The sequence below is a fragment of the Clostridium sp. AWRP genome, assembly GCF_004006395.2.
Taxonomy (GTDB): domain Bacteria; phylum Bacillota; class Clostridia; order Clostridiales; family Clostridiaceae; genus Clostridium_B.
Genome location: NZ_CP029758.2, coordinates 2,971,474 through 2,983,530, shown reverse-complemented (window position 1 = coordinate 2,983,530; position 12,057 = coordinate 2,971,474). Strand labels below are relative to the sequence as shown.

The 12,057-nt window shown below is 29.9% G+C and carries 16 protein-coding genes; 11 read left to right on the top strand and 5 right to left on the bottom strand.

Annotation, left to right across the window (positions count from 1 at the left end; genetic code table 11):
* Positions 1–27 precede the first annotated feature (27 nt).
* Entirely contained in the window at positions 28–363 is a 336-nt protein-coding gene (locus DMR38_RS13615; RefSeq protein ID WP_127721831.1) for a helix-turn-helix domain-containing protein, read from the bottom strand.
* Between the two features lie 274 nt (positions 364–637).
* Here DMR38_RS13615 and DMR38_RS13610 point away from each other — a divergent pair, with 274 nt between their 5' ends.
* The gene (locus tag DMR38_RS13610) at positions 638–1,285 is read left to right on the top strand and encodes a flavodoxin family protein (protein WP_127721830.1); all 648 of its coding nucleotides are present in this window, start codon (positions 638–640) and stop codon (positions 1,283–1,285) included.
* A 13-nt stretch (positions 1,286–1,298) separates the two neighbouring features.
* Positions 1,299–2,096: a nitroreductase family protein gene (locus DMR38_RS13605; protein WP_127721829.1), complete on the top strand. Its 798-nt coding sequence runs from the start codon at positions 1,299–1,301 to the stop codon at positions 2,094–2,096.
* 38 nt (positions 2,097–2,134) lie between these two features.
* Here the strand turns inward: DMR38_RS13605 and DMR38_RS13600 are convergent, their stop codons facing one another.
* Complete coding sequence (locus DMR38_RS13600) at positions 2,135–2,662, bottom strand: CGNR zinc finger domain-containing protein (protein ID WP_175413014.1); 528 nt, start codon at positions 2,660–2,662, stop codon at positions 2,135–2,137.
* Positions 2,663–2,806: 144 nt separating this feature from the next.
* Between DMR38_RS13600 and DMR38_RS13595 the strand changes: the two genes are divergently transcribed.
* The 8 genes from DMR38_RS13595 (at position 2,807) to DMR38_RS13560 (ending at position 10,108) form a co-directional block, all read left to right on the top strand.
* Positions 2,807–3,748: a 4Fe-4S double cluster binding domain-containing protein gene (locus DMR38_RS13595; RefSeq protein ID WP_127721827.1), complete on the top strand. Its 942-nt coding sequence runs from the start codon at positions 2,807–2,809 to the stop codon at positions 3,746–3,748.
* A 67-nt stretch (positions 3,749–3,815) separates the two neighbouring features.
* Complete coding sequence (locus DMR38_RS13590) at positions 3,816–4,529, top strand: histidine phosphatase family protein (RefSeq protein ID WP_127721826.1); 714 nt, start codon at positions 3,816–3,818, stop codon at positions 4,527–4,529.
* 205 nt (positions 4,530–4,734) lie between these two features.
* Entirely contained in the window at positions 4,735–5,532 is a 798-nt protein-coding gene (locus tag DMR38_RS13585; RefSeq protein WP_127721825.1) for an alkaline phosphatase family protein, read from the top strand.
* A 28-nt stretch (positions 5,533–5,560) separates the two neighbouring features.
* Positions 5,561–6,667, top strand: coding sequence for an extracellular solute-binding protein (locus DMR38_RS13580; RefSeq protein ID WP_127721824.1), 1,107 nt, complete (start codon positions 5,561–5,563; stop codon positions 6,665–6,667).
* On the top strand, positions 6,640–7,506 hold the full coding sequence (locus DMR38_RS13575) for an ABC transporter permease subunit (RefSeq protein WP_127721823.1): 867 nt from the start codon (positions 6,640–6,642) through the stop codon (positions 7,504–7,506). Before DMR38_RS13580 ends, DMR38_RS13575 begins: the two co-directional genes overlap by 28 nt.
* A 17-nt stretch (positions 7,507–7,523) precedes the next feature.
* On the top strand, positions 7,524–8,321 hold the full coding sequence (locus DMR38_RS13570; protein WP_127721822.1) for an ABC transporter permease: 798 nt from the start codon (positions 7,524–7,526) through the stop codon (positions 8,319–8,321).
* The gene (locus tag DMR38_RS13565) at positions 8,321–9,319 is read left to right on the top strand and encodes an ABC transporter ATP-binding protein (protein WP_127721821.1); all 999 of its coding nucleotides are present in this window, start codon (positions 8,321–8,323) and stop codon (positions 9,317–9,319) included. The genes DMR38_RS13570 and DMR38_RS13565 overlap by 1 nt, the downstream gene beginning before the upstream one ends.
* 18 nt (positions 9,320–9,337) lie before the next feature.
* Positions 9,338–10,108 carry a DeoR/GlpR family DNA-binding transcription regulator gene (locus DMR38_RS13560; protein ID WP_127721820.1) on the top strand — a complete coding sequence of 257 codons (771 nt, stop codon included), beginning with the start codon at positions 9,338–9,340 and terminating at the stop codon, positions 10,106–10,108.
* Between the two features lie 128 nt (positions 10,109–10,236).
* Here DMR38_RS13560 and DMR38_RS21895 read toward each other — a convergent pair whose 3' ends face one another.
* From DMR38_RS21895 to DMR38_RS21885, 3 genes are all read right to left on the bottom strand, one after another.
* On the bottom strand, positions 10,237–10,383 hold the full coding sequence (locus tag DMR38_RS21895; RefSeq protein ID WP_175413013.1) for a hypothetical protein: 147 nt from the start codon (positions 10,381–10,383) through the stop codon (positions 10,237–10,239).
* A 15-nt stretch (positions 10,384–10,398) separates the two neighbouring features.
* Complete coding sequence (locus DMR38_RS21890; RefSeq protein WP_175413012.1) at positions 10,399–10,557, bottom strand: hypothetical protein; 159 nt, start codon at positions 10,555–10,557, stop codon at positions 10,399–10,401.
* Positions 10,558–10,619: 62 nt separating this feature from the next.
* On the bottom strand, positions 10,620–10,757 hold the full coding sequence (locus DMR38_RS21885; protein ID WP_175413011.1) for a CPC_1213 family protein: 138 nt from the start codon (positions 10,755–10,757) through the stop codon (positions 10,620–10,622).
* Positions 10,758–10,965: 208 nt separating this feature from the next.
* Between DMR38_RS21885 and DMR38_RS13555 the strand changes: the two genes are divergently transcribed.
* Positions 10,966–11,967 carry a DUF4003 domain-containing protein gene (locus DMR38_RS13555; protein ID WP_175413010.1) on the top strand — a complete coding sequence of 334 codons (1,002 nt, stop codon included), beginning with the start codon at positions 10,966–10,968 and terminating at the stop codon, positions 11,965–11,967.
* Positions 11,968–12,057: the final 90 nt, after the last annotated feature.

Here is a 12,057-nt window from a genome sequence, read left to right as displayed (position 1 = left end):
AACTTTGCTTACAGTCACTTCGTTTTCTTAACTTGATGTCATTGAATTAGAATATTCAATTGCCCACTTACATAAAGTTGATAAAACAGGTAAAAGGGTTTTACCCTTTTCTGTAAGAGAATATTCTACTTTAGGAGGAACCTCAGCATAGACAAATCTATTCACTAATTGATCTTCCTCCAATGCTCTAAGCTGCTGAGTAAGCATTTTTTGAGTAATATTTGGCAAGGCCCTCTTTAACTCATTGAATCTCAGAGTATTTTCACCTAAGTGCCATATAATAAGAGGCTTCCATTTGCCGCCTATGATGTCTAAAGTTAATTCCATGGAACAGCTGTATTCATTACCTTTAAATTTCAACATTTGCTATATTTAGCGATGGGACATATAACTTACAGAGCTTTAGTATATTGTCATCACTAATATTCACCTCTCTTCATTATAATAATTAGTTATTATAAGTATACAAATGGGTACTATATTACTTAAAAGTACCTACTTCCATAAAATGATAGTACAGTATATAATATCTCTTGTAAAGTATTTTACAACATTAATTTGAAATTACAACAGAAATATGAAATTTTATTGAATTAGAAACTATGCAAACTTATTATATGACAAGGAGGATTGTGATATGAGAGTAATAGCTATTAATGGAAGTCCTAGAAAAAATCATAATACAGCAACTTTATTAAATAAGGTTCTTGAAGGAGCCGCTTCTCAAGGGGCTGAAACAGAAATTATTCATCTGTATGATTTAAACTTTAAAGGTTGTGCTAGTTGTTTTGCATGTAAATTAAAAGAAGGTAAAAGTTACGGTAAATGTGCCATGGTAGATGATCTTTCTCCTGTGCTAAAAAAGCTGGATACAGCAGATGCAGTGGTTTTAGGTTCGCCTATATATTTGGGTAATGTTACGGGTGAAACAAGATCATTTATGGAAAGACTATTTTTTCCGTTGATAGAGTATACTAATCATCCTACACTTCTGCCTAGAAATATTCCTGCAGCATTAATATATACAATGAACATATCTGAAGAGAAAATGAAAAATATATGTTTAGATAAATATCTTGAATCTAACGAAATGCTATTTAAAAAATTCTTTAGAAAATGCAAAACATTGTATTGTACTGATACTTACCAATTTAATGATTATTCAAAGGTAGTTTCAGATATGTTTGATTATGAAAAAAAGCTCAAAAGGCATAAAGAAGTATTTCCCAAAGATTGTGCTAAAGCATTTGATATAGGAATTGAATTTGTGAAACACAAAATTTAAGAGGTGAATATTAATGGATTTAATTAAAGTAGATAAATCATTATGTATAAAATGTGGAGCGTGTACAAAAGTTTGTCCTACTACAGCTTTATATATGAAAGAAGATGGGCCTGAAGCTAATAAAAATTCTTGTATTGCTTGTGGACAATGTTCTGCTGTATGTCCTTATGGTGCACTTGATAATGTTAAAACTCCACTATGTAATCAAGTAGATATAAAAGAGTTTAAAGGCTTAGATTCAAAAACTGCTGAATATTTTCTGAGATCCCGAAGGTCAATAAGATGTTACAAAAATATACCTGTGCCTTATGAAGAGTTGTTAAAACTAGTTAATATTGCACGTTTTGCTCCTACTGCTAGCAACTCACAAGGAGTATCTTATATTATCGTAAAAGATAAAAAAATATTAGAAAAATCTACTGAAATAATAGTTAAGTGGATGGAAGATAATATTGAACTTCATTGGAGTTTTTCAAGACATATAAATAATTATAGAAAAAATGGCATAGATTCAATTTTACGTGATGCTCCTAATATTATATTAGCAACTGCTCCAAAGGATTTTAAAAATGGAAGAGAAAATAGTATTTCTGCATTATCCTATGTTGAATTATTTGCACCTACATTAGGATTAGGTTCTTGCTGGGCGGGATTATTTGAATTTTGTGCATTTTCAAATCATGCTCCATTATTAGATTTATTCAATATTTCCAAAGATAAAGTAATAACAGGTGCACTTATGGTTGGATATCCTAAATACAAGTATAAAAGGTTAGTAGATCGTGATAAATTGGATGTTGCATTTATATAAACAAAAAAATGGCATGATCAAATTGAGCTTTGATCATGTCATTTTTTTTGCTTTCTGTTTTCTCTAAATCTGCGAACTTTTATAAGAGTTGCGCAGGTATTGTCACACCATTTTCGTGTATGACTTTTACTTTCATCATAAAAAACCCATCTACAGTCAGGATTTTCACAAAGTTTAATTCTGTCTATATCGTATTTTGAAATCATTTGAGCAAAAGAAGAAATTATTTCAAATATGATTAGATCTGAATTGGATTTAACAGGAACAGTTTTTATGCAAAATCTATCTTCATTTTTTTCTAATACCTTATAAAATGAAGAAGCTTTAAGATAATCATTTATTTTATTTATGTCTTTTAAATCTAATGTTTTTTTTATACATAGTTTATTTATGACGTAACTTAAAAAATCTCTAAGTTCTAATAATTTATTAACCATTTCTTTATCAGGTATATGAGCAGCTGATAAATTCCATTTTGCACAAAAATCTTTCAGCCAATTTTCATCCTTTAGAGGATCCTTAAAAATTTTGTGAGTTTTGTACCATTGACTATTGATAAAATCCATACATAAGAACTCCATTTTATGTAACCTCCATTATATATATTGACCGTTACTTAGGCCGATGTTATTATTTAATTATACCAATGTAACTGTATTATGTAAAATTGATAGTTACACTATATATATTAAAAAGAGGGGTGCGGGTAAATGAAAAACTATGCAAATAATTTCATAAAGAAGGTTGAAGAATATGGTTTTAAGGCACAAGTTATTTCCTTTAAACATATGGAAGAAATAAGATTAGACATAGAAAATATGAAACAAACTTATGAAGATATCAATGTTAATATTGGAAAATATTTAAATAAGTTTGATTATAAAGTATCAGATGATTTTTTAAAACCAAAATCAATTATTATTATAGCGGTTCCACAGCCAGCAGCAAGAGTATATTTTACTTTAGGTTTAAAAAGGTATGCTGTAATTATGCCTCCAATGTATTTATTAAATTCAAGCAGTGAATTTGAGAAAAAACATAAGAAAATATCTGAGATAACTGAAATTGCTGAGAAGATACTTTCCTATGAAAATTTTAAGGCAATTAAGGTTAATATTCCATGTAAGCCATTAGCAGTAAAAAGTGGACTAGGTACATATGGGAGAAATAATATTTGTTATATAAATGGTGAAAGCAGCTTTTATTGGCTTGGAGTATATGTATCAGATATGCCTTGCGAAAATGACTCCTGGATGAAATATACCGTTATGGCTACATGTAAAAATTGTGATCTGTGTTTAAAAAATTGTCCTACAGGAGCAATAGCAGAGGATAGATTTATAGTACATGCTAACAAATGTATTACACTTCAAAATGAAGATAGCGGAGATTTCAAAAAAAGCTTAAGACCAGAGTGGCACAATTGCTTAATAGGTTGTATGAGATGTCAAATTATCTGTCCTGTAAATAAAAAATGTATAACTAGCATAAAGGATATTACCGAATTTAATGATTGGGAGACAAGAAAAATACTTGCTAAAACTCCATTAGAGGAATTGCCAGAAACAACCTACAAAAAGCTAGAATCAATTAGTTTTATAGAAGACTATAAATTACTTCAACGCAATTTGAAAGTTTTAATAATGAAATGATTTAAAAGATAAGTTATAATAATCATAATATGGCATATATTGTGCAGATATAATTATGGAGGAGAAAATGAGCAGTAATAATAAAAGTAAAATTACTTTATATTTAATGAGACATGGACAAACCATTTTAAACAAAGCTAATAGAACTCAGGGATGGTGTGATGGAGTTCTTACTGGGGAAGGAATTGAGGTAGCTGTAAATACAGGGCTTGGACTTAGAAATGTTAAATTTAAAGCAGCCTACAGCAGTGATTTGGGTAGGGCAGTGAAAACCGCAAAAATTGTTATAAAGGAAAATAGGGCAAGTGAAAATTTACAGTTAAAAGAACTTGAAGGACTAAGAGAAATGTATTTTGGAAAATACGAAGGAGAACTTGAGAGTATAATGTTTAAGGATATACTTAACTACCTTAATGTAAGTTCCTTTAAGGAAGCAGAAGAAAAGTATGATTTCCAAAGAGAATACTGCAATTCATGTGCAGCTCTGGATGATACAAAGGAAGCGGAGTGTTATGATACAGTAATAAAAAGAGTTATGAAAACACTAACAGGGATATGCATGGAAAATTCTGATGGTGAGAGTGGAAATATACTTGTAGTAGCTCACGGTGGAATAATTAGATTGATTATTGATTATTTGGACAAGAATTTTAATGTGCGAGATATGGATAATTCAAGTATATCCAAGATTACATATGAAAATGGAAATTTTAAAGTAGAATCTGTAAATGACACTAGTTATAGTGAAAAAGGTAAAACTATGAAATGTGTCTTGGAATAATAAAATTGAAAGTGGCATAATCAAGTAAAGTTTTATTTGATTATGTCATTTTTCATTATCTGAATAAATTTTCGCTTATAAAAATAATTTATGTTGAATTGTGCGGAATTGAATTGATTTACATGGAATTAACTTATTTGTAAAGTTGTCTTAACAAGCTAAGTGCATAATTCTAGTTGTAGACAACTTGAAAGGAGATTAGTGTATGAAAAAGTTAATATTTATACTACTAGATGGACTTACGAGAAAAGGTGCAAAAGATCATATGGGATATTTATGGCATATGGTTGAATACAAAAAAGCTAAATATGTAAATATAAGAGGTGAACTTCCCAGTCTTTCTAGGCCTTGTTATGAAACTATATTTACTGGTACACCTGTGTGTGAACATGGTATAACATCTAATAATATTACACGCAATTCAAATATGGAGAATATTTTTTCTTTAGCTAGAAAAAGTAATTTATCTACAGGAGCTGCAGCTTATAGCTGGATAAGTGAATTGTATAATATAAGTCCCTTTAATAATATCCGTCATAGGCAACTTCATGATGATGATTTGAATATTCAACATGGTATTTATTATTTTGATGACAGTTATCCTGATACTCATTTATTTCTAGACGGAGAATATTTAAGAAATACATATTGCCCAGACTTGTTGGTGATTCATCCTATGGGATTGGATTTTGTTGGACATAGGTATGGTTCTAGTTCTAGAGAATATGAATCAAAGTTGGTTGAAATGGACAGCATTCTAGCCAATTTAATACCATTATGGTTAAAAGATGACTATTCAATAATAATAACTTCTGATCATGGAATGAGTGAATTAGGAAATCATGGTGGCAATGTTGATTTGCTTAGAAACTTACCCTTATTCATATTTGACAACAGTGTAGATTTTGAAAAAGAAGAATACTCACAGCTTATAGTCGCACCGCTAATATGTGAAATACTTAAAATAGATCCGTCACCCTATATGAAATTTAAATTTAAGTAATAATACAAAAGTTTAAAGGAGCGAAGATATGTTTAAAAATTCTAAAAGAGCCATAATATTAAGTTTAATTGTTACATCAATATTTACATCTACACTTGCAGGATGCGGAACCAAAAGAGATGCTGTAAAAACAAATAGTAATGATGCACAGCTTCAAGTCAGGCCTACAAAAGAAGCTGTAAAAAAAGAAGGAAAACTTATTTCTTATGGTATGCCTGATACTTGGGCAAACTATATCGAAATTTTTAAAAATGTTGAAAATCAATATGGAATAATTCATCAAGATACAGACATGACAAGTGTAGAAGAACTTTCAAAATTCAAAGCTGAAAAAGATAAACCAGTAGCTGACATAGGTGATGTGGGAATAACTTTTGGTGATATTGCTAAATCTCAAAATATAGTACAACCTTATAAAAACAAATATTGGAATGATGTCCCTGACTGGGCTAAAGATAAAGATGGATATTGGACAGGTGCTTATACAGGAACTATAGCCTTTTTTGTGAACAAGAAGCTTGTAAAAGACGTACCCCACAGTTTTAAAGAGCTTTTAAACCCTGAATATAAAAAATGTATATCTGTAGGAGATGTAATGAAGGCTGCAGAATCACAAAATGCTGTACTTGCGGCAGCATATGCAAATGGTGGAGATGAAAAAAATATTCAGCCGGGTATTGATTTTTTTAAGAAGTTAAATGCTATGGGCAATTTAAACAATGTTGATGAAAAAGTAAGTAATTTTCAAAAAGGAGAAATTCCAATTGGTATTGTGTGGGATTTTAATGCTTTAAATTATAAAAAACAAATTGATCAAGCAGGTGATTATGAAGTTGTAATTCCTACTGATGCTACAGTTATGAGTGCTTATGTATCAATAATAAACAAATATGCTCCTCATCCAAATGCAGCTAAAGCTTTCCAGGATTATTTATTTAGCGATCAAGGTCAAATAAATTTGGCTAAGGGATTTGCAAGGCCTATTAGAAAAGTTAATCTTCCTGAAGATGTAAAAAAACAAATGCTGCCAGATAGTGATTATAAATCTGCAAAAACTATAAAGGATTATACTGTGTGGAATAAAACATGTAAGGAGATACCGGACTTATGGAAACAAAATATATTAGCACAATAAAAAATGAAATAAGAAGGAGAAGCCTTTTATGGCTTCCTTTCATATTTTTAATAATTTTAGTTTTATCATTTGAAATAATACCTGGAATTTATGTATTAATAAATAGCTTTATTACAAATAGTGGAATAGGACTTTCTAACTATACAAAAGTATTTACAAGTAAATTTTATTTAAAGTCTTTAACGAATGGGTTAACTGTATCTATTTGTTCATCATTAGTCGGTTTGATTATAGGTACTTGTGCTGCAATATGCTTAAAATCGTTAAAGAAGGATATTGCTGAAAGATTAGTTTCTATTGTGAACATGACTTCTAACTTTTCCGGAGTACCTCTTGCCTTTGCTTTTATTGTATTACTTGGAGCTAATGGGTTGATTACCATATTTTTTAAAAGCAAACTAGGCATTAATTTATACAACAGTGGATTTGACTTATATTCTTGGATGGGGATAATTCTTGTGTATATATACTTTCAAATTCCTTTATCAATAATGCTCATGTATCCTGCTGTTTATGCAATAAACGACGATATTATAGAGGCAGCTTCAACGCTTGGTGCAAGTAAATTTACTATTTGGACTAAAATAGAAATACCTACATTACTACCTTCATTAGCTGGAAGTTTATGTATCCTTTTGGCAAATTCACTAGGTGCCTATGCAACTGCTTATGCTCTAGTTGGTTCTAATAAAAATCTAGTTGCCATAACTATTGCAAATCTTGTATCTAATGATATAGCTTCTGATCCCTCACTAGCTAGTGCATTGTCTATGGTTTTAGGTGGAATTTTAATGATATTTGTTTTTGTGAAAATTAAACTTATTAAAAACATAGATTAAATTTTGGAGGAAAAGAAATGAAAAAGAGTATAGGGAAAAAGATTTTTTTAGTACTATTATTTATATATTTATTTGTACCAATGCTCGCTATAATTCTGTTTTCTGTGGCAGGCAGTTGGGATACAACTATTTTGCCTACAAGCTATACTTTTAAATACTATAGTTTGATATTAGGAAATTCTCAATTTAAATTAGCATTATTAAGAAGTGCGGTTATAAGCATTTTGACTTGTTTAATAAGTATTATCATTATGGTTCCAAGTATATACCTTGCTAGTTTACATTTCAAAAAGTTGGAAAAGATTTTTGATGTATTGTCATTACTTCCTTTTATTATGCCAGGTGTGGTACTTGTTATAGGGCTTATACAGATCTATTCTAAAGACCCTATAAATATATCTGGAACCATGTGGATATTATTAGGAGCATATTTTATAATATGTTTACCATTTATGTATCACTCTATAAGAAATAGTTTTAGGGGAATAAATGCACCTAATCTTAAGGAAGCTGCAATGATTTTAGGCTGCACTGAATTTCAAGCATTTATTAAGGTTATAGTGCCCAATATAATGAGAGGATTGATATCTGCAGTACTTTTATGTGTAGCAATATTATTTGGCGACTTTGCCTTAGTTAACCTATTGGTTGGCAGCTCATACCAGACTGTTCAGATGTATCTTTATAATATTTTAAGCCAAAATGGTCACGCAGCTAGTGCAGTTGTAACAATTTATACAATTGTTATATTTGTTATTTCATATATTACAACAGTATTAACAACACCAGGAAAAAAATGGAGGGTTAAAGAATAATGGACTATATTTTAATAAAGGGGCTAAATAAGAATTTTAATAAAGTAAAGGCTTTAGCTAATATAAATATTAGCATAAAAAAGGGTGAATTTGTATCATTACTTGGACCATCCGGATGTGGAAAGAGTACTTTGCTTAGAATAATAGCTGGACTAGAAGATCCAAGTAGTGGAGAAATTTCTGTAAATAATAATGATTTAGCAAACATTCCAGTTAATAAAAGAAATATGGGGATGGTATTCCAAAGTTATTCTTTATTTCCCAATATGACTGCTAGAGAAAATATAGCTTTTGGACTTAAATTAAAAAAAGTACCGCAAGAAGAAATAAAAATTAAAGTTCAGGAAATTATAAATTTAGTTGGTCTCAATGGGCGTGAAAATCATTATCCAGGCCAACTTTCTGGAGGACAACAACAAAGAGTAGCACTTGCAAGGGCTTTAGTAGTAAACCCTGATGTACTTTTACTTGATGAACCACTAAGTGCTTTAGATGCTCAAATACGAATTACCTTGAGAAAGCTAATAAAACAAATTCATAATAAATTTAAAATAACAACACTTTTTGTTACACATGATCAAGAAGAGGCTTTATCTATTTCAGATAGAATATTTATTATGAATAAAGGAGAAATTGTTCAGTATGGTACCCCTGAAAAAATTTATAAAAATCCAGAGACAAAATTTGTTGCAAATTTTGTTGGAACTTATAATCTTTTAACACCTAAATTTTTAAATCAACCTGAGGATTGTAGTAATATTTTTATACGACCTGAACATATTAGCATTATTTTAGAAGATACGGTAATTGGTAAAAACACTTTCAGGGGAGTTATTAGCAATGTATATTTTTTAGGCAATATTGTTAGACTAAATGTAATTGTAAATGATACGATGCTGCTAATTGATACGTTAAATAGAGGCGATAATGTTTATTATGAAGGTGAAAAAATAAATGTCTATGTTCCAAGTGATAAATGTTTAAAAATAAAAAGTTAGAAATCTGGAGGAAAATAAATGCTTGCTGGAGAACGACAGGAACAAATATTTAAGCTTATAAGAGAGCAAAAAAATATAAAAACATCTGAACTTATGGAAATTTTTAATGTTTCAAATGAAACTATAAGAAGAGACTTAGATTATCTTGAACAACAAGGTTGTCTAAAGAAAGTATATGGTGGTGCAATTTTAACTAAAAAATTAAGCTGGGAACCTTCATATAATGAGAGAGCATTAATAAATAAAGAAGAAAAAAAGGCAATTGGAATAGAATGTGCTAAGTTAATAAATGATAATGATATAATTTTTATGGATTTAGGTACAACTCCCCTAGAGGTTGCAAAAAATTTAGGAGACAAGCTAAATTTGACTATTTTTACTACTTCCCTTTACGTGGCAGGGTTTGCAACTGAGCAATTAGATGCAAAATGTATAATTTTAGGTGGAGAAGTTAGGAAAAAAGAAAAATGTTTAAATGGTCCTCTTACTGAACTTGTTTTAGAGCATCTTCATTTTGACAAGGCAATACTTTCAGCAGGTGGAATTGATGATGAAATTGGTCTTAGTGATTATGATTTAAATGATGTAAGTGTAAAAAAGAAGGTAGTAAATTGTGTGGATGAAGCCATAGTAGTTTCTGATTCTTCTAAATTTGGTGTAAAAGCCCTTTCACAGGTAGTACCATTAAAAAGTTTATCAGTTATAGTCACAGATAATAATATAGATAAAAAGTGGAAAGAAGAGATAATTAAAAGTGGTGTAAATTTGATAATTTGTAATTTAAACTAAAAACTCACTCTTAATTTGTAAAAAGTGTTTTTGTGTGATGAGAGGGTCTGCTGCAATAGCCATTTTAAATAAATCTGATTAAGAATTGAGACTGGCGTACTAATGACTAGCAGCAGACTCCTTAAATATTAAAAATGCTTTGTAATTTCCTGTTGTATTCTGCTTATTTCTTTAGGTCTTAATCCAGTTTCGTCTTTGATTTCTTTACTGGTTTTACCAGAAATAAGCATTTCTCTAGCTTTTTTCTTTTTTTCATCTAAGCTATCATAACTCATGCATAGAACTCCTTTCTATATTTTGCCTTCCATTTTCATTCTAGCTTTAGTTACATCATGCTCATTGAGGCCTGTAACTTCTTTTATCTCTCCCATACCTGTACCTTTATGAAGTAAATCTTTAGCTTTTTCCATGGATTTTTCATGATGACCTTTATTTTGATGTGATTTCATCGCTTAAGCCTCCTAATTTGTTTTATTAATAACTTTATATATAGAATGTTAATTTTCAAAAATTAATCCAAATGTTTTTCTGGTGGAGAACCAAACTTTATTCTTGAACTTTCATCCTGAGGGTCATGGTTTATATTTTTCTTTTTAAATCTACTGTCTTCTTTTTTATTATTAGTAGTCTTACGTATTTTGTTTTGCATAAATGTCTCTCCTTTCTAATACAATGTAGGTTTTCCTCAAAACTAGTTTTTATGCTTGGTTTTAAATAGTATGAGTTTACTTTTCTAATATATTTAGTAAATCTTAAGATTTACTTTATTATTTTTTGAATATTTTATTTTAATATGTATATACAAAATAAATATTTTAGGTAATAATGATATTAAGTTAAATAGGGAGGGAATTATAGTGGATATAAGATTGAAAGAAAAGGTAGAACTAATGGTAGAAAACTATAGTGAACTTAAAAGCAATTTTAAATGGGATACAAGCTTGTTAAAACACTTTTGTGCAATGATGCATGCAGCAAGAGGTGAAAAGGTAAATATAGATAAAATTGAAGAAATAAAAAAGTATATAAAGCAGGAAACAGGATGGACATCTGATTATAGAGGGAATAATGGATTAATTATAGCTACTCTTTTATGTTTTGAAGAGGATTATAAAGGCTTTTTTCAAAAAATGATTGAAATTCATGAAAAAATGAAACAGGAAGGTTTTAGAAAAAGTACATATCTGCCGCTGGCTACTTATACCTTTGCAGAAGATGTTCCTAGAGAGTATTGGAATTCTAAAATCCAGAGAATGAAAGAATTCTATAAAAATATGAAAGAAAATCATTTTTGGCTAACTTCTACTGATGATTATGTTTTTGCAGCGGTACTTGCTGCTACAGATTTGGATGTAAGACAAACTATGGAAAAAGTAGAAGAGTGCTATAAAGAATTAAATAAGGGAGGATTTTGGAAGGGAAATGATCTTCAGACATTATCTCATATTTTGGCACTTGGAGAAGAGTCCGTTTATGAAAAATGCAAGAAGGCAAATAGACTTTATAATAAGCTTAAAAATGAAAAATGCAGTCTTAGATACAATGGCCTGGCAACACTAGGAGTGTTAACTCTTATTGCAGATGATGAAGATCAAATAGTTAGAGAAATAAAAGAAGTCAGTGATTTTATTCATAAGAAGCCTGGATATGGCATATGGAGTTTAGATAAATATACTAAAACAATTCTTTCAGCTAATTTAGTTTGTGACTTCTATGTAGATGGTATGAAAAAGGGAGTAATTAAAGTAGCTTTAGCAAATAGTATTAATGCTATTATTATTGCTCAAGAACAGGCAGCAATTGCAGGATGTGCTGCAGCAGCTGCTGCTGCGTCAGCTTCTTCATCGAGTTCATCATAGATAAATTCAAACAGGGATTTTTTGTTAAGCAGGATTGTTTTGGAAATAGCCAATCCTGCTTGACTAGCTTTACCATAAGCCAATGTTATT

What these genes read in the sequence shown, in the direction of transcription:
- DMR38_RS13615 (WP_127721831.1), bottom strand. Translation starts at nt 363, where the DNA reads ATGTTGAAATTTAAAGGTAATGAATACAGCTGTTCCATGGAATTAACT.
- DMR38_RS13610 (WP_127721830.1), top strand. Translation starts at nt 638, where the DNA reads ATGAGAGTAATAGCTATTAATGGAAGTCCTAGAAAAAATCATAATACA.
- DMR38_RS13605 (WP_127721829.1), top strand. Translation starts at nt 1,299, where the DNA reads ATGGATTTAATTAAAGTAGATAAATCATTATGTATAAAATGTGGAGCG.
- DMR38_RS13600 (WP_175413014.1), bottom strand. Translation starts at nt 2,662, where the DNA reads ATGGATTTTATCAATAGTCAATGGTACAAAACTCACAAAATTTTTAAG.
- DMR38_RS13595 (WP_127721827.1), top strand. Translation starts at nt 2,807, where the DNA reads ATGAAAAACTATGCAAATAATTTCATAAAGAAGGTTGAAGAATATGGT.
- DMR38_RS13590 (WP_127721826.1), top strand. Translation starts at nt 3,816, where the DNA reads ATGAGCAGTAATAATAAAAGTAAAATTACTTTATATTTAATGAGACAT.
- DMR38_RS13585 (WP_127721825.1), top strand. Translation starts at nt 4,735, where the DNA reads ATGAAAAAGTTAATATTTATACTACTAGATGGACTTACGAGAAAAGGT.
- DMR38_RS13580 (WP_127721824.1), top strand. Translation starts at nt 5,561, where the DNA reads ATGTTTAAAAATTCTAAAAGAGCCATAATATTAAGTTTAATTGTTACA.
- DMR38_RS13575 (WP_127721823.1), top strand. Translation starts at nt 6,640, where the DNA reads ATGGAAACAAAATATATTAGCACAATAAAAAATGAAATAAGAAGGAGA.
- DMR38_RS13570 (WP_127721822.1), top strand. Translation starts at nt 7,524, where the DNA reads ATGAAAAAGAGTATAGGGAAAAAGATTTTTTTAGTACTATTATTTATA.
- DMR38_RS13565 (WP_127721821.1), top strand. Translation starts at nt 8,321, where the DNA reads ATGGACTATATTTTAATAAAGGGGCTAAATAAGAATTTTAATAAAGTA.
- DMR38_RS13560 (WP_127721820.1), top strand. Translation starts at nt 9,338, where the DNA reads ATGCTTGCTGGAGAACGACAGGAACAAATATTTAAGCTTATAAGAGAG.
- DMR38_RS21895 (WP_175413013.1), bottom strand. Translation starts at nt 10,383, where the DNA reads ATGAGTTATGATAGCTTAGATGAAAAAAAGAAAAAAGCTAGAGAAATG.
- DMR38_RS21890 (WP_175413012.1), bottom strand. Translation starts at nt 10,557, where the DNA reads ATGAAATCACATCAAAATAAAGGTCATCATGAAAAATCCATGGAAAAA.
- DMR38_RS21885 (WP_175413011.1), bottom strand. Translation starts at nt 10,757, where the DNA reads ATGCAAAACAAAATACGTAAGACTACTAATAATAAAAAAGAAGACAGT.